We start from the raw sequence: 22,412 nt of genomic DNA, 5'->3' as shown, positions 1-22,412 counted from the left end.
GGCGTCGGGCGACACCACGCGCCGCGATGCTTGGCACGCCGCGAGGGATGTGATACCAGCGAGAAAAGCGTAGTTCGTCCCTTTCCCTCGCCTCTCGGACGACCGTGTGACAGACCGGCTTTCCCCCATCACCCTCGAGCGGATCGACCCCGATGCGGTCAAGGTCATCCGCCGCCTGACGCGGAACGAGTACCAGGCCTATCTCGTGGGGGGCTGCGTGCGCGACCTGCTCCTCGGCCGGACGCCGAAGGACTTCGACGTGGCCACGAACGCCACGCCGCCGGAGATCCGCAAGCTCTTCCGCAACTGCCGCATCATCGGCCGCCGCTTTCGCCTGGCGCACATCTTCTTCGGCCCCAAGATCATCGAGACCTCGACCTTCCGCGCGGACCCGGGGGCCGACGCCGACGCGAACGGCGAGGATCCGATGATCTGGCAGGACAACGTCTTCGGGACCGCCGAGGAGGATGCGCGCCGACGGGACTTCACGATCAACGGGCTCTTCTTCGACCTGGCGAGCGGCCAGGTGCTGGATACCGTCGGCGGGATGGCCGACGTGCGCGCCGGCCTCGTGCGGACCATCGGGGATCCGCAGCGGCGCTTCCGCGAGGATCCCGTCCGGATCTTGCGCGCGGTGAAGTTCGCCGCTCGCCTGGAGCTCCGCATCGAGACCGAAACCGAAGCGGCCATGATCGAACAGCGAGGGCTCATCGCGCGCTGCTCGGTGGCGCGGGTGCTCGAGGAGATCTACCGCATCCTGGGCAGCGGCTCGGCCGCGCCCGCCTTCGCGCTCATGCATCGCACGGGGGTGCTCGCCGTGCTCTTCCCCGAGGTGGCCGCGACGCTCGCCCCTCCGGATTCTCCGACCGCACGTCAGGTCGTGGCGGCCATCCGGCCCACCCGAAGGCGGCGCCTGGAGCTGGTGGCCGACGGCGCCGACGAGCTCGCCTTCGCCAGCGAAGCGAACGGTGCCGGAGACGAGCTCCCCGAACCGCCTGCCCCGCTCGCCGAGGGCGCGCCGGAGGATGCCCCCTTCGACGAGAGGGCCGAGGCCGAGAGCCTCATGGAGGCCATCGGGCTGGCTCGCCTCGGTCCCCGCGCGGCTGCCGGCTCCATGGTGCCCTTCTGCCTGGAGGCGGTGGACCGCCTGGTCGTGCAGGCCCGCACCGACGGGCACGAACCGTTGAGCCACGCGGTCCTGCTCGGAAGCCTGCTCGCCCCTCTGGCCGGCCCCGCGCTCGTGGAAGAGCTCACGATCGGCGAGACCGTCGAGCGCATCGACCAGCTCGTGGCCTCGGTTGCCACGCGGCTGCAGGTCTCGCGCCGCGACCGCGAGCGACTGCGCCACATCCTGGTGGCGCAGCGTCGTCTCGCGCAGGCCCGTCCCAGGCAGGCGATCCGCGACCGCGACTACTTCGCCGAGGCGATGCAGCTCCTCGAGCTCCGGGACGCCGTCACCGGCGAGTTCGCGAGCGCCATCGAGCAGTGGAACACCCTCGAGCAGAAGCATCGGCGGGGAGGTCGCAAGCGCCGGCGACGACGGGGGGCGGCGGCCGCCACCGAGGCGCACGAGCTGCTCGTGGAGGCCCTGGAGGACGAGCTCCCCGAGGAGGTGCCGTGAACCCGCGGCTCCTCGGACGCGGCACCGTCGAGCACTACGAGGACGCGCCGCTCTACGACCACGAGTACCGCCGCCGCCGCACCGACGTCCGCTTCTACCGGCGCATCGCCCGCCAGGTAGGCGGTCCCATTCTCGAGCTGGGGTGCGGCACCGGACGGATCGCCCTCCCCCTGGCGCGGGACGGCCACGCGCTCGTGGGCGTGGACCTGAGTCGGGCCATGTTGACCCGCGCCCGCCGACGCGCCGAGCGCCTTCCCGCGGCCGCGCGGGACCGCCTGCGTCTGGTGCAGGGGGACATCCTCGCCCTTCCGCTCGAGGGGCGCTTCCAGCTCGTGGTGTGCGCCTTCAACACGCTCCAGCACGTCTACCGCGCGGAAGCGCTCGTGGACCTCCTGCGCGGCGTACGCGAGCGGCTTCGCCCCGACGGCCGTTTCGTCTTCGACGTGCTGAACCCGGACCTGGCCTGGCTCACGCGCGACCCGCAGCGCAGGTGGGCCCGCACGCGCTTCAAACACCCCAGCAGCGGACGGCCGCTGGTCTACACGACGAACCACACCTACGACCCCGTGACGCAGATCGTGCTCGTCAACATCTATTACGACCCTCCGCCGGGCGAGGCCGGGGCGAGCCACGTGGTGCGGCTCGCTCACCGTCAGTATTTCCCGCAGGAGCTCCGCATGCTCGTGGAGGTCGCGGGCTTCCGCGTAGAGCGCTGCTTCGGCGGCTTCGACGGAGAACCCCTCGACGGGGACAGCGAGTCTCAGGTGCTCGTCTGCGCGCCGGCGGAGCCGCAGCAGAGCCGCACGCCGCACGCGCGCAGCACCGCGCGTTAGATCTCTCCGACGGTGAATCGGGCGCGAAAGAATGCGCGCGAAGCACTTTTCCGACGAGAAAACCGGTTTTCTCGTCGGAAATATGTTGACACTCGACGGAGCCTCCCTAAAAAATGGTGCTCACCACGAAGACCTTTTTGAGGAGGGCCGACGGCATGGCTGAAAAGGTTGCTAAGACGGGAATCGTGCGCGACAAGGACTTCATGTACTACATCAAGGGCGGGGCGGTCTGGCGAGTCCGTCGGAAGCAGCCCGGCGTCCCGAAAGGCAAGGCCGAGAAGGTGGTCGATGCCGGTGTGGACATGGACATGGCCAACTACATCTACTTCCTGGACAAGGATGGAGACGTAGCCCGGGCCAAGCGCGCAGTAGGCGGACAGAAGCGCAAGAAGAAGGCGGCCAAGAAGGCGCCGAAGAAGGCCGCCAAGAAGGCAGGCAAGAAGGCTGCGGCGAAGAAGCCCGCCGCCAAGAAGGCTGCCAAGAAGGCTGCGCCGAAGAAGCCCGCCAAGAAGGCCGCGGCGGCCAAGAAACCCGCCAAGAAGGCCGCCAAGAAGAAGAAGTAACCCCCGCTCCCTCGCGCGGCCCCGTTCGCGGCCGCGCACCTCGTTCCCGTTAGCGCCCTTCTACCCCTCGGCCGTCGTCACCTCGGCGGCCAACGCACGCCTGCGACGGGCTGCGGGCCTTGACGGCTCGAGCTACTCGGCGCCGCCCTTCGTCGCGGCCTCGTGGAAGACCGAGGGGTCGAAGAGCAGCTCGTCCCGGGGGATCCCCTTGTCCAGACCGTAGCGGACCGCCTCGGCCCAGGTAGCCGGGTCCCGCGTCACACGGTACTCGCGGAAGGGGAAGACGACGATGATCTCGTCCGACCCCTCCTGCGGGTAGAGGTACGCGTAGTACGTCGGCTCCTCGACGAGCGCCGCCTGGATCAGCTTCGTCGCGCGCGGCAGGTCCGCCGCCGGGAAGCCCACCTGCACCATGGTCCAGCTCTCCACGCGCTGGGTGGCGAGGACGGGGAATTGCTCCAGGATCTCTGGGCGGCGGAGCCCCTCCTGCACGACGATCGCTCGATAGGCGTAGTCCCGGCCCCAGTAGAGGCGTCGCCCCACCATCCAGGGGTACGCCGGGCAGAAGTCCACGCCCCCGAGGAACGCGTCGCGGACCCACGCGGGTCGAGCCGCACCCTCCTTGAGCGGGCGCCACATGAGGTACGCCACGATGGGGGTGTCCCCGAAGAAGCGTCCCGTCTCGAGCTCGTCCACGACCGCGAACCCCTGGCGCTCGTAGAAGCTGCGAGGAAGCCACTTGAGGGTGGAGGTGAAGGCCACCGTGGCGAGGGACTGGGCCTCTGGGTTGGCCTCCACGCATTCGGCGAGCAGGCGCTGTCCGCCGTCTAGCCCCGTGTGCGCCTCGGTGATCCACAGGCAGTGCACCACCACGACGCCCTCCCCTTCGATCGGGAGACCGGCGACTCCCGCCGGGGCGTATTCGAGCTGTCCCGCGACCGTCTCGTCCGAGAGCAGCAGCAGCTTGCGCAGGCCTCTCGGCCGCGCCAGCCGCAGGAAGTTGTGGCGCGTCGGATCGCCGGCGGCGATCGTCTCCGGCGCGAAGCAGCGCACGAGGACATCGGCGTGCTCCGGGTCCTCGGTGGCATCGACCACCGTGAAGGCCCCCTCCGAGGGTGGAGGAGCGATGGGCATCGGCGGCGGCACGCGGAGCTGGGGGAGCGTCCCCTGCGCCTCGAGGCGGTCCTGCGCGTCGTAGATCAGGTTCCAGCGCCGCACCTGGTAGCGGTCCACACCGACCCGGACCAGCGGATCGTTCCGCGCGATGGAGATCGCGTCCTCCAGGGTGTCGACCTCGACCAGCGTCATGCTCCCGGTGTGGTCGTCGAAGGGACCGGCGGCGGCCAGCACGCCGCGGTCGGAGAGCTCGGCCAGGTAGTCGTGGTGCGCCTGGAGATGCTCCCGATAGATCCGACGGTCTCCCACCGTGGTGGTGATGATCGCGAAAATCATGATCCCTGCCGCATGCCGAGCGGCAAGCATAGGGGCAGGTCTTCTCTCATTGCAACCGGCTCGCGCGCGCGAGCGCGGCGTGTGACGCCCGTCCTCGCGACGGTCCTCGCGTGCTCCTATGCTGTAAGGGCGGTAGACTCACCGCCAGGACAAGGAGCTCGGCATGCGAAGGCTCGGACTCGTCGCGGCAGCGTGCCTCGTGGTCGGCGCGAGCGGCTGCTACGCGCACTATTACGGGGAGTACGAAGGCCACCTGATCTATGCCGAGCCTCCGCCACCGGTGGTCGAGACGATTCCTTCGCCTCCGGCCACCGGGATGGTGTGGGTCGACGGGTATTGGCACTGGGGCGGGGTCCAAGGCTACGTCTGGGTCCGAGGGCGCTACCTCTATCCCCCGGCCGCGGGGCTCTATTGGTACCCCGGGGGCTACGTCCGGCGCGGTGGCGGCTACGCGTACCATCCGGGGAGATGGGCAGGCCGGCACTACCAGCCAGCCCCCGAGCTCTATTCGAGCCCGCACTACTACGGACGGCGCTACGGCGGTCCTCCGGCTCACGGTCCCGGCCGGTATCCCCCGCCTGCCGGCGGCCCGGGGTATCGCTACGGCGCGCCGCCACCGGGGTATGGCACCCCCGCGCCGGCCCCCGACCCGGACGACCCTACCGGGCGAAGGCGACGAGCGCCTCCGAGCGAGGAGGCTCCGGCTCCGCCTCCTCCGCCGCCCAGCGGAAGCTATCGCTCCGCGCCGCCGTCGGGGGATAGCCCCTCCACGGGTTCCGGTCCGTGGACCGGAGGCGACAGCTCTCCGCCCCCCGGGCCTCCGTCGTACCGGAGTGCCCCTCCTTCGGCCGGACCGGCTCCAGCGCCAGCTCCCGCGCCCGCTCCAGGCCCGGCGCCGCGCGCAGCGCCCCCCTCCGACTCAGGCAGCCGTCGCCGCGCCCCACCCTCGCGGTAGGGGCGCTCAACGCGTCGAACGGTTAAGAAGCGCTATAGGTCGTCCGCGCCTCGCTCCTCGCGGAGCGGCAGCTGGAGCAGAATGTCGTGCAGCTTGGTGAACCCGGCGCGCGACACGGTGGCGAGCGCGGCGTTGTTGATGTGGTCGAGAATGAGGCTGACGCGCTGGCACCCGAGCCTGCGCCCGAGCGCAGCCACCTCGTGGATCATCCGCGCCGCGACGCCGCGCCGGCGATACCCGTCCAGCACGTAGATGTCGGACAGCAGGAGGAAGCTCGTGCCCCGCACGAGGCTGTAGCAGTGCTCGGCCGCGATCAGGCCCGCGGGCTCGTCGTCCAGCTCGGCCAGCACCACGTAGAGGGGCCCATTCGCGTCCACCGGCAGGGGAACCGTGGCCTGTGCCGTATAACCGAATTCGGCGCGCAACGCATCGAGCACGCGACCGATGCGCGCACCGTCGGCGGCTACGGCAAGACGCGTGACGAGATTGGGTTGGGACTCCATGATCGGTCCTATGGCGCTCCGTAGCGGGGACCGTATACTGCGACGGAGCGAAAACGAATGCAATTCTCGACGGACGACCTGGTGGTGGGCGCCGGGGTGGTGGGGCTCGCGGTAGCCGCCCGTCTGGCCTCGGAGGGCAGGCGCGTGCTCCTCGTCGAGCGACAGCCCGGCCCGGCTCGGGAGACCTCGACCCGCAACAGCGGCGTGCTACATGCGGGCTTCTACTACCCGACGGGGTCGCTCAAGGCGCGGCTCTGCGTGCGGGGCCGCGAGCTCCTCGCGGCGCACTGCGACGCCGCGGGAGTACCGTGGCGAGAGGTGGGCAAGCTCGTCGTGGCGCGGGAGGCCTCGGAGGAGGTCGAGCTCCGGCGCCTCCTCGAGCAGGGCGAGAGGAACGGCGTTGCCTCGCTGGAGCTGCTGGACGGCCGGCAGGTCGCGCGACGCGAACCGGCCCTGCGGGTGCACGGCGCGCTCTGGTCCCCGCGCACGGGGATCGTGGACGCGCACGCCCTCGCCAAGTCACTCGAGGCGGCGGTCCGGCAGCGCGGCGCAGAGGTGCTCTACCGCTGCACCGTAACGAGCGCCTCGCGGCTCGCCCGCGGCTACGAGGTCCAGCTCGCGCACCCTGCCGGCACCGAGCTCCTCCGCTGCGAACGCGTGGTCAACGCGGCAGGGCTCGACGCCGACCGCGTCGCGGCCTCGGCCGGCCTCTCCTGCGATCCGGTCCATCATGGACGCGGCGACTACTTCCGACTGCGGGCCGGAAGGCCGCTGCCCGTCGCGCACCTCGTCTACCCCGTTCCCGCGCGCGCCCTCGCCAGCCTGGGCGTCCACCTGACGCTCACGCTCGACGGTGGGCTGCGACTCGGCCCGGACCTGACCTACGTGCCGCGAGACGCGCCGCACCCCGACGTGGACCCCGCCAAGGCCCGCGCCTTCGCGGAGGCGGTGGCCCCGCTGCTACCCGGGTTGAGCGCCGCGGACCTGGAACCCGACAGCTTCGGCCTGCGCCCCAAGCTCCAGGGTCCCGGCGAGCCCTGGCGGGACTTCCTCGTGCAGGAGGAGCGGGCGCGGGGCTTCCCCGGGTGGGTGAACCTCCTCGGCATCGAGAGCCCGGGGCTGACGGCCTCCCTCGCGCTCGCCGAGGAGGTCGCGTCGCTGCTCGCGCAGTGATCCCGCGTGGCGAAGCGCGCGAGCGAGTGCGACGCCGCTCAGCGCTTCAGCAGCTTGAAGGCGTGATTCCAGCTGCCGCTGCGCAGCCCGTAGAGGACCCAGGTCAGGCACATCGGCTCGAGGTAACGCGAGCACTCGATGCCGCCCAGGTCGATCACCCCCCAGCCGAACTCCCGGAGCAGCTCCGATACGCGGCCCTTGGCACTCGCGTCGTCGCCGCAGATGAACATGTCCGGCGGCCCGCCCGGAAAGCTCGGGCGGAACATGTGGGCGTTGCCCACCGTGTTGAAGGCCTTCACGACCAGCGCACCCGGAAGGAGACGCTGCACCTCCTCGCCCCCCGAGTCCGTGTGCCCCACCGCCAGGCGTGGAGGCATCCCCTGCGAGAAGTCGAGCGGGTTCGTCGTGTCGATCACCACCTTGCCCCGACAGTTCGCGGCCCCCGCCGCCTCGAGGACCGCCTTGTTGGCCGCGCCGAGGGTCGCCAGCACGAGCAGCTCGCCGAACGCCGCCGCGTCGGCGAAGGTCCCCGCCGAGGCCTTGGGACCCAGCTCCTTGACCCACGCCGCGGCCTTCTCGTTGTTCGCCGCCCTGGCCCCCAGCTTCACCTCGTGTCCCAGCGTGACGAACGCCGCCCCCAGGACCCGCCCCACATCCCCCGTACCCAGCACTCCGATCCGCATGTCGCTCTCCTCCCCGCGGCCACGTCGGGCCGACGCTCGGTAAGTACGCCGGGGCCAAGGGCGGCGATACGGAAGCGAACACCCAGCCCCCCCTCGGCGCCTCGCGCTGCCCGCGTGACCTTCCTCCGTGGCCTTCTGCTTGACAGCTCTCGCGCCCGCTGCTAAGGACACTGCCGGCGGTTATCAGGGCGGATAGCTCAGTCGGAAGAGCGCCTGCCTTACACGCAGGATGTCGCAGGTTCGAGCCCTGTTCCGCCCAAAGGCAGTACCAAGGGGTGGTAGTTAAGTCGGTTATAACGCCGGCCTGTCACGCCGGAGGCCGCGGGTTCGAGTCCCGTCCACCCCGCTGGGATTATTGACGAAACGGGAGCCGGTCCGCTGGCTCCCGTTTCTTGTATCTACGCTATATCAATGGGCTGCTAGACTGTCGTCTATGGGCTCATTGACCCGCCGGGGCACCCGCGACAACCCGAAATGGTACGTCCGCTACAAGGACGCGGACGGCTCGTGGAAGATGCGGCTGTCCCACCAGCCCACCCGGGAGCTGGCCCGCAAGTACCTGGCCCAGGTCGAGGCGCGGGTCGCCGCCGGCAAGATCGGCATCGACGAACGGACCGACGCCCCCCTCGCCCGCGGGCTGATGGAGACGTGGGCCAAGTCCATCACCAATCGGAACGCGGAGGACGACCGCCGCCGCTTGCGGAAGCACCTCTTGCCCAAGTTCGGCAAGCGGAAGCTCGCGGACATCACGATGGCCGCCCTGCTGGACTGGATCGATGAGCAGCGCCAGCAAGTCGATGCCGACGGCGAGCGGGAACTGGCCGAAGCCTCGATCCGGCACAACCTGAACCTGCTCAGCCGCTTCTTCTCGTGGGCCGTGGAGCGTGGCCACGTCGCGGTCAACCCCGTGCGCCAGATTCCCCAGGGGCGCCGTCCCCAGCAGGCCCAGAAGCGCGATGTACCCTGGCTCGACGACGACAGCCTTGTGCGGAAGCTGATGAACGCGCTCCCCGAGCCGGTGGACCTGATGTTCTACCTCGGCAACCGCTCGGGGCTGCGCACGGGCGAAACGGTCGCCCTACGCATGTCAGACCTGGGCTACCTCGCCGACGGGGTGATCCGCGTCCGCTTCTCCTACGACGGACCGCTCAAGGAGGACAAGCGCAACACCGGCAAGATGAAGTGGGTCCCCGCCGCCGACGATGCGGAGGCTGTGCTCGGTTCCTGGCTGGCCATGCGTAAAGCGGCCGGTGCCGGCCCGGAAGACCTGGTGTTCCCCTGCGACAAGCGCGATGGGAGCTGGTACCGGAAAGAGTTTGTCGAGCACTGCTGGGAGAAAGTCGCCCCCGGCCTCGGCGTCACCTTGACCTGGTACGAGGCGACTCGGCACACCTTCACCAGCCGGGCGCTCTCCGGCGGCGCGTCCCTCGACGAGGTGAGCGCCGCGCTGGGTCACTCCTCGCCCGTGGTCACGAAGCGGTACTACGACCACTTCGTCCGCCGAAGCTTCTCGCCCCTGGTGCGGCAGGGGCTGGGGATCAAGTCCGAACAGATGGAGGGCGCGTCCGTGCTTCCACTGCGTCGAAAGAAGGCCACCCAGGGCGAAGGGGACCCATGAGCGCAACCCGCCACGTCCCTCCCTCCCCACGCGCTCAGCACGGCCAGAGCCCCTTGGATTCGGCTCGGCCGGCGCCTCCCTTGCCGGCCAACCTTCGGCCAGGGTTCGGCCAAGAAACAGCCCCCATTTCGGCCAGCACGGACCCTGTGCCGGCCTCGATCGAGGAGGCGGTCTTCCGCGCCAGAATGGCCTATGTGACCGATCCCGGTCGCCGGAGTCTCGAGCACTGGTACGCGCAGCACGCCGAGCAGGTCATTGGCTGGAGCTCATTTCGGCGCCGGGCGTCCCTTGGACACTGGACCGAGGAGCGGGAGCAGTTCTGGACGCAGGTGTCCACCACCGTGGTCAAAGAACGCGCAGGCGCGCTGGCCGCCACCCAGCTTCAAGAACTCGCCGACCTCGAGAAGGTCCGGCAGACCCTGCATGGCGAACTGGCCAAGCTCGAGGTCAAACCGCGATCCTTGGAGGGCCTGGTGGCGGCTCTCGTTAGCCTCGACCGCCGTGCCGACGAGAAGCGGCGCGCAATCCTGGACCGACTCCGGCCCGCCGAATCCAAGGAGCCTGAAGCACGAGAGCACCAGCGGGAATTCACCCCGGAAGAAACTCGAGTCGTCGCTCGAGCGCTCCTTCAGTTCCGGTTCGAGGAGCAGCAGAAACGGCTCGCGCAGGGTCGAACCGATGGATGATCTCGACCACCGCGACCGTCACAACCGTTCGGCCATGAAGTCCGTCGCCATCTACGCCCGCACTTCTCAGTCCAACCAGAACATCGACGTGCAGCTCAACCAGCTCCGCGACGCTGCGGGCCGTCGGCGGTGGAAGATCGTCGAGGAATATGTGGATGACGATGTCTCGTCCCGACGACGGCACCGGCCCGATTTCGAGCGGATGCTAGTTGACGCCAGTCGGGGTCGCTTCACGCTGGTGGCTGCCGTGGCGCTCGACCGATACGCGCGGAGCACGACCGAGCTCCTGGCGCTCGGGGAGAAGCTCCAGTCCGTCGGGGTGGATTTCATCAGCCTGCGTGAACAGATCGACACGAGCACGGCGGTAGGGAAGCTGACCTTCACGGTGCTCTCCGCGATCGCCGAGTTCGAGCGCGAGTTGATCCGCGAGCGTGTGATGGCCGGCCTCGCGGGTGCCCGCAAGCGGGGGAAACAGATCGGGCGCCCGCGACGGGAAGTAGATGCCGCGCGAGTTGCCGCGCTGCGGGAGCAAGGAGTTCCGTGGCCGAAGATCGCCGCGAGGCTTCAGGCCAGCGAATCCACCTGCCGCCGTGTTCTTCGCGCGCAGGGCTCCGCCTGAGCCTGTCAAAACCCCCTCGAGTTTGCGACCGCCCAAACCGCTGAAATCGTGCGAGCCGGCTGCCGACCGAGGTGGGCTGTCACAAACAGATGGTTTTGACAGGACCTCGCCGTCCTCCGCGGCCGGTGTGCCGGCGGCGCGCCACCAGCCCACCCGTCGGAGCATCTCCTGCGCGCGGCCCCGTCCAAGAGCGAAGTGCTACCGCTCCGGCCGAGCATGGCATCGCGATCGTCGCTGCGCTCCCGTCGGCCTCGTGAAGTGGCTCGACGCGGACCTCCGCAGAGGCGCGCGAACCAGCCTGGGCCGAGCCGAGCTGCAGCAGGCGTGACGCACCGTACGCCGGATCGTTGCGCTTCTGCCGCAGTGCCCACGCACCGGGTCTACCGACACGCCGACCCATCGGAAAGGCGCCATCTGTCGACATGGTCAGCGCTACCGAGGGGACGCGAGCTCGAGCTCGAGCAGAAACTTCCTGACTCGGTGCGCCACCTCGGACGGCGAGAGACCCACGAGGTCTCTCATTCCATGAGCCCAGCGATTGCGTAGGGGTCGAAGGCGCCTGAGCCGTGAGATGGCATCGGTGGGCGCTCTCTCGTCCGCCGCGATCTGCGCCAGGCTCTGTGACATCCCTTCCATCAGCCCGCTCCGGCTCCTGCCCAGGCGGTCGAGCCACGCGTGAACGACGCTCTCGTACGCGGAGACGCACAGCGCGGCCGCAGCAAACGGCTGCTGAGCGTCGAGTGCCTGCTGCGCCAGATCGGACCATCGCGCGGCGTCCACAGCCTCTCGAGGAGCCAGGTGCGCACAGAGCGAATCGATCGCGTCGAGTAGCCTCCCCAGATGCGCTATCGATGTTGCCCCAACATCTGCGACCAGCATCTTGGCGGTAGCATCATCGACGAACTGTCCGGCAGCCTCGGTCGCGTGATGGCGATACGCCTCGTGTACCCACCGTAGCTGCGTCGTGCGCCACCGCTCGGCGAACACCCGTGCTTCACGGCTGAGAGCTTCTCGCGTCTTTTCCTTGCCGGTGACCACCGCCCACACGGCCACGGGGGCGCCCACGAGCGCGAGAGGTGCCCCCAAATGCAACAGTGCCCAAGGAACGGTGTGCCACCCGGCTGCCAGAACGCCGGCGGCGGCGAGAGGCATCGCCACTGCGGCGATCGCGACCACGGCCTGGGGAGCCGGAGCGGCCTCTGGTCGAGCCGTCGCACCGAAGTCGAAGCGACGCAGGGCACGGCGCTTGATCGCTACGTCTCGCAAGACCGCGCTCCAGTACTCGGCAAACGCCCGGTCGTCTTCGGCCTGAAAGAACACGCGAAAGTCGGTCAAGGCGCTCTCGCCGAAATGTCCTTCGAGAAGCCGCCCCAAGAGCCCCTCTGCCCTGCCGTCCGGTGCCTGGTCGTCGGCACCGAGCCAACCACGCTCTCTGAAGGTCGGGATGAGCGTCGGATCGAAGCGGCGCAAGACCTCGATCCTTTCCTGCGCGTCCATCTGGAAGAAACCTCGTCGCTCCAGCTCGGTCATGCGTGCCAGGCCTTGCTTGCGAATAGCCTGGACCTCCGTCTGGACCTCGGCGACCGAGTTCCTCAGAGACGCGATGTCCCGGTCCAATCGATCGCGTTCCGCCGTGCTCTCGGCGCTCTTGCGGCGCGCGCGCACGAGGCCCTGCTCCTGCTCGAGACTCCGTCGCTTGTCCACGAGCTCTTCCAGAAACCGCCGGGCATTCGGGTCGTCCAGCCGTTCATCGAAGAACCGCGCCACTCCGCTACGAATCGCCCGTTTGTCCCACCAGGAGGAGACGGCGCGCTTCGAGTTGCCGTACATCTCCCCGAACTGCGTTCCGTACCCGACCTCCTCGTCCAGATCCCGGTCTATCGCCTTGATGGCTTCCTCGAACTTCTGATTGGTGTGGGTCTCCAGCCGCGAGCAGGACACCTCGACCCAGGCCGCAATGCGCTGACGTAGCACGTCTCGCACGCGTTCCACGTCCCAGCCTGCATCGCGCAGGCCATGCCCGAGCTCGCTGAGGCGTTCCACGGCCCCTTCGGGGTCCTCTTCCGCCTCAGCGCGAAGCTCGCGAAGCTGGTTGAGCAACGCTTCGCCGGTGAGACCCGCGCACGCGGCCACTTCAGCCTCGAGCACAGTCCAGGGGGACGTCGTGGTTCTCGGCTCGAACCGCATGCGCTCCTCCTCGCCGCTACCGCTCATGGCGGCTCACGTTAGCACGGCGTAGAGCACTGCGCCGATCGCCACGGCCCCGCTCGCAATGGAACCCACCCAAAGCCAGCGGAGCCCTCGGCCCTGTCGCTCTAACCGGAGCTGCGCCACCTCGTGGCTCAGCGCCCGGTGCTGGCGGAGAAGATCCGCGTGCTGCTCTCGCAGCTCGATCACATGCGTCGCCATGGCCACATAGACCGCCTCCAGCTCGGCGGCCGTCCGCTCCATCTTTTGCAGCGTGTCTTTGCCCGATATTCCGTCGAAAAGCCCCATGGAGGTCTCCTTGACGTTCGTCGTCCTCGCCTATCGAGCCCCCGCCTGTTCCATTCGGAGTGCCAGGGCGCGGATGCGCTCCAGACGCACCTCGGCCGCCTTTCCGTAGCTTGCCATCACATCCCGCCGTCGCAGCAGGAGCCGCGTGCCCACGGTGGCCGGGACGCCCACCCAGGGACCGGCCAGCCACGTGAGCACTCCTCCAACGCCTGCGGCGATCATTGCTTTGCCGCCCCGGCTCGCCGCATCCTGCAGCACCGCCTCGGCTGGCCTGCTCCTCCGCGCGAGCTCGAACACCGCCTGGCCCGCGATGAACGCCAGAGCCAGCTCGGGCACCACGTCGAGCCCCGCTGCCGCCCCGGCGGCGTCCACCGCGTCCCCAACCGTGTCGTGCAGGTCGGCCAGCGCGATCTTGCTGTCGATGAGATGGTCCGCCACGTCGTGCGAGACGTCGGCTCCTTCCACGAGCTCATGCGGCGCCACGACGTCGATTTCGGGATGGCGCTCGAGCGCGCCGCGCACGTAGTCGAGGTCCGCGGTGGCCTTGAGCTGCAGCAGCTCGGTGATCTCCCCGTCGGGCCCGCGGATCGCCACGTCCCATCCCGGTTGGGTGGGGGACTCCGCCAGCTCGGCGTGAAAGCCCTCGGGGAGGCCGCCCGCGTTCAGCTGCTCCACGTAGCGCAGCTCGAAGAGCTTGCCCTTCACGCCGCTGACCAGACCGCGCAGAGCGTCGTCGTCGCCCGACAGGCTCTGGAGGCGCTCGGTGAGCGATCCCAGGTGCGGATATTCGGTGTGGAAGGCTTCGACCACCTGCGGTTCCAGATCGGCGTCCGTCACGCGACCCAGCAGGATCTCCGCCACCCGAGTGCCGCCGAGCACCGCCGCGTCGAGCCAGTCCTTGGGCGCGGGGCGCCATTGCCGCAGATCGTCCACCGTGCGCAGCGGAGCGGTGCGTTCGGCCCGCGTGCGGCTCACGAACTCCTCCAGTCGTGGATCCATGGATGCCTCCCGGCTCGGTACCTCTTCAGACGCGATCGTCCCTGCTCGGTCTGACACCCTGCTGAAAACGGCTTGCCGGGCTACGGGCTGCCACCCGCCGTGATCGCTGCCTGGCGCCGCTCAAGGAACGCTCGCTCGTTCTCCTCCGCGACATGCCGGCGATGCTGCTCCCAACGTTCACGAGCGGGGCCTGGCATCTGCAACGGTGGATAGACCGGGCCGTCCCCGTCTCCGGCGACCCGGGGGATGTAGCCGTCCCTCCAGAGGCCGGTCTCCTGACGGAAATGATGGCGGCCGTCGGCAAACCCGGTCCAACGATAGACGTGCGGCCGTCCACAGACGCTCAGGTGGTAAACGTGGTCCCATAGTCGATTGTGGTTTTCCCAGAGCTGGCCCCTTCCGGGCAGCGCGGGCCGGAGTATGAGCCGAACATTGGGACAGCGCTCCACGGAGGCCGCGAGCAGCATGGCCGCCTGAATCAACTCGGCGTCGCGCTCGAGCGTCTCCGAGGTGCGCAGCTGATGGCGTTCGAAGATGTTGTGGGTTCCGATGGAGGCAGGGCCAGGACCCTCGTTCCTGCACGGCTCGGGCGGCGCTGTTCGCAACGGAGCAGCCGCTGCCATGGGTGTGCGCGGCCCGCCGGGCCAGGGACCCATCGCCGGACCCGGCTCGAACCAAGGGGCCATGCAGCCGGCGAACACCACGAGGGTCAGGCTGGTCAGGACGCGGAGGACGACGAATCCAGGTGTCATCATCCTTACGCCCCCTGTACGGACGCGGGCGGACGCGCACTCGGGACAGTCCCGATGAGACGGCCGAGCAACGCCCGCACGAGCGCCCGCGCCCGGCCGTAGAGTTGATCGTCGATCCACACCACCGCCAGCATCGTGCGGCGGAACGAGGCCTCGTCCCCCGGCCACAGCTCCACCGCCAGCTCCGGCCCCGCGGCAGCCACGAGCCCTCGCACGCCGTGCACGATCAGCGCCAGATCGTCCACGTAGCCAAGCCCGGGAATGAGGCTGAGCGTGTCCGAGATCAGGTCGCCGTCGATCCATAGATAGACCGCCGACCCGAAGAGGCCGACCTTCGCCCCGGTGGGGACGCGGGGATCACTCACGAGACGTCCGAGGTAGCGCGCCAGCCTCACCGGGTCGCGCGCCACGTCCAGCACCTGCCTCAGCATCAACAGACCTCCTTCCAGCGAGTCAGCGTATCCAGCGAGTCAGCGCCGCATCGAGAAGGTGCTCCGGGGCAGCTCGTCAGGCGACAGAGCTACCGGCGACGCGTCTAGCGCAATCAGCAGGAGAACAGGCACGCCAGGAAGAGCAGAAGGAGCGCATCCAAGAGCCACGGGGCAATAAACATCGGGAGACCTCCTCGCCCCTCTCAGGGCAGCTCGAAGTTCGTACCCAGCAGACGTCCGGTCGGAACGAATCTGACAGGGCCGCGTCGGCCTCTCGGCGGTCGTGGGGGGCTTGCTCTCGGTCAATCGACCGGGGATAGCCGGCGCGGTGCGAAGGCGCTCCGCGAAAAGCGCCAAGGAGGGGTCGGGGTCACGCTGTCAGATTCGCGGCGGGTAGACGTCTGCTTGCCGACGACCCATGAGAGCGATCCACGCGGGCTTTCCGGTAGAGGAAGTCCGCGCCCGAGGAGGTCCTCGATGATGAATCCCGACTCCCTCGACGCCGTGCGCGCTTTGCCCAGGGTGGCACGCGAGACCTGCCCGTCGCTCGCCGACCTCGAGGACCGCTTCGATCTTCATGGTCCGCTTGCGGACGATCCGGTAATCCGATGGCTCTGTGACTGCCGGGTCCAGCTCCTCGGCTCGGTGAACGGGCGAGCGGCTGGCACCGTTGGCCACATTGTGCCCGTCGAGCACCCGGCCTGGCAGCGCTGCAACCGTCGCCGGCTCCTCCCGGTGCAAGCCGGTTCCGAGGTCGTGATGATCCCGTTCGCGGACCTGGCCCTGGCCGGCGCCGAGCCCCGCGGACCAGACGAGTCTCTGGAAAGCTGGCTCGAGCGCTGCCTGCGGGCCGGGGACCTCGAGGTCATCCTCGCGCAGCCCTCGGTCGGCCTGTCCCCCTCGGACCAGGCGCACCTCGCGCTCTACCGCGCCGCAGCCCTGCGGCACGCGGGACGACCGGCCGAGACGCTGGCCCTCCTCACCGATGCTCGGGACCTTCTTCACACCTTGGAGCAGCAAGTAGACGCCGCGCGCCTCCGCTGCCGCGCGCTCACCGACGAGAGGCGAAACGCAGACGCTCTGCGCGTCGGACGCAAGGCCGAACCGCTGCTTGCGTCGGTTCCTCGTCGCGCGAGCGGTCGATTCCTCGCGGCCCTGGCCTTCGCGCACCACGCCGCAGGCTGCGATGACGACGCGGCTCGGCTCTTGACCGAAGCCGAGCACTGCGTTGCTGAGCAGGATGACGCGCTGACGTCCGGAGAAATCGCCCTACTCCGCGGCTGTCATCTTCGCGGGCGGTCTCCCGAAGCCGCCTTCGAGGCGCAGACCGCGGCGCTGCGCCATTTCCAGCTCGCCGGGACCATTCCCGAGTGCGGCAACGCCCTTGGGAACTTGATGCTGCTCGCCATGGATCGCCTCGACCGGGAGCCACGAACCCGCGCCGGGGCCTGCGAGCTGCTCCGCTACGCCTCGGCGGCGGTTGTCTGCTTCCGCGTCACGCAAAATCGACCCGCCCAGGTGAAGGTCTTCTCCCTGCTCGTCGAGTCCGAGCGCGACCCGGTGCGCGCGCTCGACCATCTCGATGAGCTCGCAGCCCTGGACCCGGGCGCCACCGCGTCGGACGCGCTGCACCACTTCGTGCGCGGGCAGTGGGAGATGGCGGCCCAACGCTGGGATGAGGCAGAGACCTCGCTCGCTCGCGCGGCGCACCTGGTCCCCGAGGACGCAGATCCCGAGGGAGCCGCCAAGATCGCCGCCAGGCGCGCGGTGCTCGCCACAGGACGAGACGACGTCTCCACTGCACGCGTGTTGCTCGCCCGCGCCGAGTCGCTCGCGGGCCATGCGTCCGACGAAGCAACCCAGATGGCGCTCGAGCAGGCCCAGAGCGCCGTCAAGCTCCTGGATGCCGTGCCCGGACCCGCGCTCCGCGACCTGCAGCTCCTCAGAGGCACGGTGGGCGCTCAGCTCTGCATGTGGGGCTCGGACGCCGTGGCTTCGCTGCTGGAGGAGGAACGGCATTCCATTCTGTTCTGGGCCGAACAACGGCTGCAAGAGGCCACCCCCCCGCGCGACCTGGAGATCGAGAGTCTCGTGCGCGATGTGTTCTTCTTCGGACAGGGCCTCTGCCATTACTACCTCCGGCGCGGTCGCCCCTCTCCTTCCGTGGCCGTGCCCCTCGAGCCTGAGATCCTTCGTGGCTGGCTCGCGGCGATCAAGCGCCCCGGTACGCGCGAGCACGCGATGGTCGAGGCTGCGGTCACGGCCGCCCTCTCCGCGGCCGAATGGACCATGGCCCTGGCGATTCATTTCCTGGTGTCACGATGTCTGGCGAGCGGACGCGATCGGGACCACCTCCGGGAGCTGCTCACGGACATCCTGCGCGTGACGACCATCCGGGGCCTGACCCTCGAGACGATGGTCGACGCGGCCGCACGCGAGGTCGAGGAGCAGCTCAGCGCGCGCGCCGTGGCCCACGAGCTCGGCGACCCACCGACCGATTCGGACGAGGTCGCCAACCGCCCCCGCAAGCCCAAGCGAAACTGGCGCGACCAGCTGCGCAGCCTCACGCGCCTCCTCGAGCCCACCGCCCGTCCCTGGCCGCTCGATCTCCGTTGCCGCTGCGGCGCCGATCTGCGCCCGTACATCTTCTGCTGTGACCACACAAGGCCGCTCGACCTCACGCTTCACGCCAAGCGACTGCGTGCCGGCTACCAGATAACCTGCCGTTGCTGCGGCGGCGAGCTCTCCGGCTTTCGCTGCGACGCCTGCGGCCAGGTCCTGACCTGGGACCTCGGCGTGGTGCCGACGCTGAAAGGGGAAAACTGAGGCCGTGCGTCGCGCCGCAGTCCTGTCGGCGTGCGACGACCTGAGTCCCAGTCGCTCGGCGGAACCTCTACCGCACCCGATCAAACGGCGCGATCGTACCCACAACACCCAAGATCTGTGGTATGCGATGGGCGGGCGTTCGGCTCGGACCATCGGAGTCGGGCGACGACGCGGCCGAGGCCGGAGGGCGATTCCTCATGGAGCCATTCAGCGAGGAGCACCTGGCGCTCGTGCACCCCTGGCCGGACGATGCCAGAGCGCAGCGGGCGGGCCTCGAACGCTGGTTCCGTGTCGCGCAGCACACGCTTCTGAAATGGACCCAGGGGTCGCGGCACCTCCTCACTGATGAAGAACGAAGGGACGCTTTCCAGTGGGCGTGCCTCGCGCTGCACGAGCGGCTCGTGCGAGGCTGGCTGTCGAAGGCCCTGAGCGACGGCCCCAAGGGACTCGGCTACTTCGCACGCACCTGGCGCCATCTACTGCTCGACTGGGGACGAGAGCAGGCGCAGCTCACCAAGGGAGAGCGTGCGACGCTCCGCGACGGAGGGCCAGCTCCTGAGTCGAGCGACGAGGCACACACGGTTGGCCCCGCCAGCGGTACCGATTGCCTTCGAGACCTGCCCATTACGGCCACCGGCAGGCTCGTGCTGCTTTGCGTCGGCGCCCCGGAAACTATCTCGAGAGAGGACATCAGAGCAGCCGTCGAGGAGAGCTCCCCTGAGTCTAGTGACCGTCTGAGTCGGTCCAGCGACGAGACCTGGACAATGCTCGACGACTGGCGCGCGCGCGTCGCGAACCATGGGCTGACCAAGGGCGAACGGACGCGACGACTGGTCTTCATCCTGCGCGGACCTCCAGGCGTGATCGACGACGCGAGCTGGGACGAAGCGTCCTTCATTTCCGCGAGAAACTGGCTCTACAAGCAGCGTCAGCGCGCCACGGAGCGAGCACGCAAACGAGTGAGCGTGGCAGGTGGAGGGGAGCGATGAGCAAGATCCGCTTCCCGCGGGCCGGTGACCTCATCGTCAAGCCATCCGCCGGGCGGATCGGCGACCACCGCGGCATCCCGCACGCCGGCAAGCACTACCTGAACCCTCTCGAATGCTGGGAGGACGTCGTCGCCCCCGATGGCAATACACGCCTGACGCCGCCAGCCCTACGAGAGGAGCTCCTGCGCTGCCTGGAGAAGGAGTTCGGATCTGAGAAATGTCTGACGCAGACGCCCTGGCACTGTCCCGCGGACGCAGTGTTCGATGACCAGTTATCTCGCCACTCGCGATGGTGGCAGCTTCCCTACCTGTCGATCATGGGCAGGGCGATCGATGGCTACCACGCCTGCGTGGTGCGCGCTTTCGCCGAGACAACTGCGGCCGACGCGAGCTGGGCGATGGACGTGTGCCAGGACAGCGGGAGCGTGGTCGGGCAGCTCACGGGCGGCATCATCCTCGTCGTCCAACCGATCGGCGAGAAGTGGCGCATGGTCTCGGCCTTTCGGCCGACCGGCGGAATGCTGCCGCCGACGGATTCCGGCAAGCGAAACCAGCTTTTCGAGGAGAGATGTGTCGGTCGCATTCGAACGCGGGTCAAGACCGGCGAGTATCGCCTGTTGCGTCGCGAGGCACTGGAGCATGACGACGCCCGGGTGTCAGATTCCGCACTTTCGGCCGTCTTTCCCTCGGATGAACGCGGCACGACCCGCAGAGCCGAGACCATGGAACCTGCTGAGATGGAAGCCTTCAGGCGGGCGCTCGCCTACACGCGCGCCGCCCTGGAGACCGGCGATACCGATGATGCGGCCTTTGCCGCCACCCTCCTCGAGACCTTTCAGCGGCTTGACCGCTCCTTCGATGAAGCCTCCGACTCCGGGGTGGAGGCGCTCCTCGAAGCGACTCGGGCCCTGTTGAAAGAACGTGGCAGCGCCGTTGGCCAGCTGGCCGCGCACGCGCTCGGTGAGCTCCCTGCCTTGCCCGTGGGCGACGAGGATCCGACCGTGTTGCGGCTCGAGCTCGGTGAGGTTGTCCTCGCGGCTGAGCACCAGGCAGCGCTCCTGCCTCATCTTCCGGCAGCCGCAGCTCGCGCGGTGCGAAGCCGACTCGAGGAGCTCGAGGCGCTCATTGCCTGCGAGCCGGCGCGGTTCGCGGCGCTCGCCGAGGCAGCGCGGCTCCGGCTCGAGCAGGATGATCTGACACCGCTCGACCCGATCTGGCCCATCTGGAGCGCAGTGGCCGACGCCCATGCACGCGCCTCGCGCGTCATGGGACCCGCTCCGGCGCTCGATCCCTTGCTCGCGACCGCCTGGCAGGGCGCCGTGGACAAGGGCCTGGTGACGCCCGCGCCCACGTGGCTCGAGCAGCTCGCGAGCCGTCTGCGCGAGCTGTTCGCGCCGGCCCCGCTGCCCCTCGCCGCCGCGAGCGCGCGGGGCGCCCTGCTTGGGGCTGGGGCCGCGATTGGGGGCTTGCTTGGGTCCTTTGCTGGGAGATCGTACCTTGCCCCATATACAGCACGCGCCCCCGGCGAGATCACCGCGCTGCTCGTCGACGAGGAAGCCCAGCTCGGCCGCGTCGCGTTGCTACGGCTGCGTCATGCCCCCGGCTCCGCGCGGGGCCTCTGGCGTGGACACGACGATCTGCGGGCGCAGGCCTGGGCCGCGCTCCACGAGGCGTTCCTCGCGGCGAGCCGCCTCTGCCCCTCGCGGCTGCCCCCCTACCCGCTGGAGGACCACGAGCTCGAGCTCCTCGACGCGCAAGGCGCGCCCCTCGCCGTGGACGGGGAATCCCTCGGCCTCCCCGCGGCCCTGGCCTTCGCCTCGCTCTGGAGCGGCACCGCCCTGCCCGCGGGCCTCGCTGCCACGGGAGCGCTCCGTCCGTCGGGAACCGGCGGCGCACAGATCCTCCCCGTCGCGGGCGTCGCGCACAAGGCAGCCGCGTTCGCCGCGAGCGCGCCTGCCTCGCCGCACTGGCTCCTCGCCTCCGTCGTCGGAGCGAGCGCTTCGCCCTCGCGCCGTCTCCTTCTTGCCGCAAGCCAGGTGGCCGAGGCCGGGGACCTCGTGCCCACCGAGCCCGTCTCGACCCTCGAGGAGGCCCTGCGCGTCGCCGGGCTGTCGCTCGCCACCGTCGCGCCGCCCTCGGACCTCGGCTCGATCTCGCAGCGCAAGGCGCGCCTCCGCGAGTTCCTCGACCACGCCCGCGACCAGGAGCTCTCGCACCATCAGACGAGCGACGGACGCGGGCCCTGGCAGGTACTCGCTGACGAGATCGTGCTCCTCGTGGGCAGCCTCGAAGGCGAGCCGGGCGTCGATTCCGCGCTCCTCGACGAGGCCCGCGGCGCCGCGACCCTCTCGTACCTGCACGCCGGGTGCATGGCCGAGGCCGACGCCCAGGTACGTTCCCTCGCCGCGCGACCAAGGCCCGCCCCGTGGCTCGAGGCCATGCTGCGCGTGCTCGAGCTCGGCAGCGCCACCGATCGCGAGGACTGGCCTCGCGCCCGCGCCCTCTCCGAGGAGCTCGATCGCCTCGTGCCCCAGCTCGACACCGGCGACGAGCGCCTGGCCCTCGGCCGCGTCTACGGCTCTCAGGGCCTGGCGTGGCTCCATCAACGCGAGCCCGAGCGTGCGCGCTCTCTCTTCGAAAAGGCCCTCGCCGAGCACGCCCAGGCCCACCCTCACGAAGTCGGTCGCTCGCGGCTCTATCTCGCCCGGGCCCAGCGCGCCCTCGGCCAGCTCCGCGAGGCCGCCGCCTCCCTCGAGCTCTCCCGCGCTGAGCTCGACCAGCACACCCGCCGCTACAGCGGGCCCTACTACGCCAGCACGCTCATGTACTGGCACTACGAACGCGCGCGCCTCCACATCGCGGAGGCCCTCGCCGCCGAAGCACCCGCTTCAAGCGCCACCATCGACGGTGCCGCCACCCTCGCCACCGCGCCCGATCCCTCCCGCGCCCGCGCCGCCTATCACGACGCCCTCGGCGAGGCCCTCGAGGCCTTCGCCTTCGCCAGAACCCGCGGCTACTGGCCCGCGCTCGGCATCCTGCGCATCCTGGCCTGGGCCACCTCCGCCCTCGCCCTGACCCCCGAGCACACCCAAGTCCTCCGCACCCTCGAGGCCCTTATGCCCACCGTCCCCCCTGACAGCCTCCCCTTCGCCTCCCGCCTCCAAGCCGAGGCGCAGGGCCCCCCACGCGCGGATGGGGAGGTGGATTGACGGA

At 69.5% G+C, this 22,412-nt stretch carries 19 protein-coding genes and 2 tRNA genes; 13 read left to right on the top strand and 8 right to left on the bottom strand.

Features of this window, described 5'->3' with window-relative positions:
• Positions 1-106 precede the first annotated feature (106 nt).
• From pcnB to IT371_23760, 3 genes are all read left to right on the top strand, one after another.
• Positions 107-1,621, top strand: a complete 1,515-nt coding sequence (pcnB, locus tag IT371_23770) for a polynucleotide adenylyltransferase PcnB (protein MCC6750695.1) — start codon at positions 107-109, stop codon at positions 1,619-1,621.
• Entirely contained in the window at positions 1,618-2,454 is an 837-nt protein-coding gene (locus IT371_23765) for a class I SAM-dependent methyltransferase (protein MCC6750694.1), read from the top strand. The genes pcnB and IT371_23765 overlap by 4 nt, the downstream gene beginning before the upstream one ends.
• A gap of 155 nt (positions 2,455-2,609) precedes the next feature.
• The gene (locus IT371_23760; protein ID MCC6750693.1) at positions 2,610-3,017 is read left to right on the top strand and encodes a hypothetical protein; all 408 of its coding nucleotides are present in this window, start codon (positions 2,610-2,612) and stop codon (positions 3,015-3,017) included.
• 132 nt (positions 3,018-3,149) lie between these two features.
• Here IT371_23760 and IT371_23755 read toward each other — a convergent pair whose 3' ends face one another.
• Positions 3,150-4,469, bottom strand: coding sequence for a hypothetical protein (locus tag IT371_23755; GenBank protein MCC6750692.1), 1,320 nt, complete (start codon positions 4,467-4,469; stop codon positions 3,150-3,152).
• A 163-nt stretch (positions 4,470-4,632) separates the two neighbouring features.
• Between IT371_23755 and IT371_23750 the strand changes: the two genes are divergently transcribed.
• A complete protein-coding gene (locus tag IT371_23750) occupies positions 4,633-5,424 on the top strand; it encodes a YXWGXW repeat-containing protein (protein ID MCC6750691.1) in 792 nt (263 codons plus the stop codon).
• A gap of 32 nt (positions 5,425-5,456) precedes the next feature.
• On the opposite strand, the gene IT371_23745 is transcribed toward IT371_23750, so the two are convergent.
• Positions 5,457-5,927, bottom strand: a complete 471-nt coding sequence (locus IT371_23745) for a GNAT family N-acetyltransferase (protein MCC6750690.1) — start codon at positions 5,925-5,927, stop codon at positions 5,457-5,459.
• 57 nt (positions 5,928-5,984) lie between these two features.
• Here IT371_23745 and IT371_23740 point away from each other — a divergent pair, with 57 nt between their 5' ends.
• Positions 5,985-7,100 (top strand): NAD(P)/FAD-dependent oxidoreductase, encoded by a 1,116-nt coding sequence (locus tag IT371_23740; protein ID MCC6750689.1) that lies wholly within the window; start codon positions 5,985-5,987, stop codon positions 7,098-7,100.
• A gap of 38 nt (positions 7,101-7,138) precedes the next feature.
• On the opposite strand, the gene IT371_23735 is transcribed toward IT371_23740, so the two are convergent.
• Positions 7,139-7,783: an NADPH-dependent F420 reductase gene (locus tag IT371_23735; protein ID MCC6750688.1), complete on the bottom strand. Its 645-nt coding sequence runs from the start codon at positions 7,781-7,783 to the stop codon at positions 7,139-7,141.
• A 186-nt stretch (positions 7,784-7,969) separates the two neighbouring features.
• On the opposite strand from IT371_23735, the gene IT371_23730 reads away from it, so the two are divergent.
• From IT371_23730 to IT371_23710, 5 genes are all read left to right on the top strand, one after another.
• Positions 7,970-8,042 (top strand) — tRNA-Val (locus IT371_23730).
• 13 nt (positions 8,043-8,055) lie between these two features.
• A tRNA-Asp gene (locus IT371_23725) sits at positions 8,056-8,129 on the top strand.
• Positions 8,130-8,216: 87 nt separating this feature from the next.
• The gene (locus tag IT371_23720) at positions 8,217-9,401 is read left to right on the top strand and encodes a site-specific integrase (GenBank protein ID MCC6750687.1); all 1,185 of its coding nucleotides are present in this window, start codon (positions 8,217-8,219) and stop codon (positions 9,399-9,401) included.
• Between the two features lie 146 nt (positions 9,402-9,547).
• The gene (locus IT371_23715; protein ID MCC6750686.1) at positions 9,548-10,087 is read left to right on the top strand and encodes a hypothetical protein; all 540 of its coding nucleotides are present in this window, start codon (positions 9,548-9,550) and stop codon (positions 10,085-10,087) included.
• Positions 10,080-10,706 (top strand): recombinase family protein, encoded by a 627-nt coding sequence (locus IT371_23710; GenBank protein ID MCC6750685.1) that lies wholly within the window; start codon positions 10,080-10,082, stop codon positions 10,704-10,706. Before IT371_23715 ends, IT371_23710 begins: the two co-directional genes overlap by 8 nt.
• A 432-nt stretch (positions 10,707-11,138) precedes the next feature.
• Here IT371_23710 and IT371_23705 read toward each other — a convergent pair whose 3' ends face one another.
• From IT371_23705 to IT371_23685, 5 genes are all read right to left on the bottom strand, one after another.
• Complete coding sequence (locus IT371_23705; protein ID MCC6750684.1) at positions 11,139-12,893, bottom strand: hypothetical protein; 1,755 nt, start codon at positions 12,891-12,893, stop codon at positions 11,139-11,141.
• Between the two features lie 33 nt (positions 12,894-12,926).
• Complete coding sequence (locus IT371_23700) at positions 12,927-13,202, bottom strand: hypothetical protein (protein ID MCC6750683.1); 276 nt, start codon at positions 13,200-13,202, stop codon at positions 12,927-12,929.
• Positions 13,203-13,232: 30 nt separating this feature from the next.
• Positions 13,233-14,201: a hypothetical protein gene (locus IT371_23695; protein MCC6750682.1), complete on the bottom strand. Its 969-nt coding sequence runs from the start codon at positions 14,199-14,201 to the stop codon at positions 13,233-13,235.
• An 80-nt stretch (positions 14,202-14,281) separates the two neighbouring features.
• Complete coding sequence (locus IT371_23690; GenBank protein ID MCC6750681.1) at positions 14,282-14,956, bottom strand: hypothetical protein; 675 nt, start codon at positions 14,954-14,956, stop codon at positions 14,282-14,284.
• A gap of 2 nt (positions 14,957-14,958) precedes the next feature.
• Positions 14,959-15,384 carry a hypothetical protein gene (locus tag IT371_23685; GenBank protein MCC6750680.1) on the bottom strand — a complete coding sequence of 142 codons (426 nt, stop codon included), beginning with the start codon at positions 15,382-15,384 and terminating at the stop codon, positions 14,959-14,961.
• Positions 15,385-15,861: 477 nt separating this feature from the next.
• On the opposite strand from IT371_23685, the gene IT371_23680 reads away from it, so the two are divergent.
• From IT371_23680 to IT371_23670, 3 genes are all read left to right on the top strand, one after another.
• The gene (locus IT371_23680; GenBank protein ID MCC6750679.1) at positions 15,862-18,210 is read left to right on the top strand and encodes a hypothetical protein; all 2,349 of its coding nucleotides are present in this window, start codon (positions 15,862-15,864) and stop codon (positions 18,208-18,210) included.
• Between the two features lie 197 nt (positions 18,211-18,407).
• A complete protein-coding gene (locus IT371_23675; GenBank protein MCC6750678.1) occupies positions 18,408-19,199 on the top strand; it encodes a hypothetical protein in 792 nt (263 codons plus the stop codon).
• Positions 19,196-22,408: a hypothetical protein gene (locus IT371_23670; protein MCC6750677.1), complete on the top strand. Its 3,213-nt coding sequence runs from the start codon at positions 19,196-19,198 to the stop codon at positions 22,406-22,408. Before IT371_23675 ends, IT371_23670 begins: the two co-directional genes overlap by 4 nt.
• Positions 22,409-22,412 lie beyond the last annotated feature (4 nt).

It is taken from the genome of Deltaproteobacteria bacterium, assembly GCA_020848905.1.
Classification (GTDB): Bacteria; Myxococcota_A; Polyangia.
This window is presented reverse-complemented; position numbering and strand designations above follow the sequence as displayed.

Bases quoted from the DNA above. Each gene is read 5' to 3' on its own strand.
- IT371_23760 (MCC6750693.1), top strand. From the start codon at position 2,610: ATGGCTGAAAAGGTTGCTAAGACGGGAATCGTGCGCGACAAGGACTTC.
- IT371_23755 (MCC6750692.1), bottom strand. From the start codon at position 4,469: ATGATTTTCGCGATCATCACCACCACGGTGGGAGACCGTCGGATCTAT.
- IT371_23750 (MCC6750691.1), top strand. From the start codon at position 4,633: ATGCGAAGGCTCGGACTCGTCGCGGCAGCGTGCCTCGTGGTCGGCGCG.
- IT371_23745 (MCC6750690.1), bottom strand. From the start codon at position 5,927: ATGGAGTCCCAACCCAATCTCGTCACGCGTCTTGCCGTAGCCGCCGAC.
- IT371_23740 (MCC6750689.1), top strand. From the start codon at position 5,985: ATGCAATTCTCGACGGACGACCTGGTGGTGGGCGCCGGGGTGGTGGGG.
- IT371_23735 (MCC6750688.1), bottom strand. From the start codon at position 7,783: ATGCGGATCGGAGTGCTGGGTACGGGGGATGTGGGGCGGGTCCTGGGG.
- IT371_23720 (MCC6750687.1), top strand. From the start codon at position 8,217: ATGGGCTCATTGACCCGCCGGGGCACCCGCGACAACCCGAAATGGTAC.
- IT371_23710 (MCC6750685.1), top strand. From the start codon at position 10,080: ATGGATGATCTCGACCACCGCGACCGTCACAACCGTTCGGCCATGAAG.
- IT371_23705 (MCC6750684.1), bottom strand. From the start codon at position 12,893: ATGCGGTTCGAGCCGAGAACCACGACGTCCCCCTGGACTGTGCTCGAG.
- IT371_23700 (MCC6750683.1), bottom strand. From the start codon at position 13,202: ATGGGGCTTTTCGACGGAATATCGGGCAAAGACACGCTGCAAAAGATG.
- IT371_23695 (MCC6750682.1), bottom strand. From the start codon at position 14,201: ATGGATCCACGACTGGAGGAGTTCGTGAGCCGCACGCGGGCCGAACGC.
- IT371_23690 (MCC6750681.1), bottom strand. From the start codon at position 14,956: ATGATGACACCTGGATTCGTCGTCCTCCGCGTCCTGACCAGCCTGACC.
- IT371_23685 (MCC6750680.1), bottom strand. From the start codon at position 15,384: ATGCTGAGGCAGGTGCTGGACGTGGCGCGCGACCCGGTGAGGCTGGCG.
- IT371_23680 (MCC6750679.1), top strand. From the start codon at position 15,862: ATGATGAATCCCGACTCCCTCGACGCCGTGCGCGCTTTGCCCAGGGTG.
- IT371_23675 (MCC6750678.1), top strand. From the start codon at position 18,408: ATGGAGCCATTCAGCGAGGAGCACCTGGCGCTCGTGCACCCCTGGCCG.
- IT371_23670 (MCC6750677.1), top strand. From the start codon at position 19,196: ATGAGCAAGATCCGCTTCCCGCGGGCCGGTGACCTCATCGTCAAGCCA.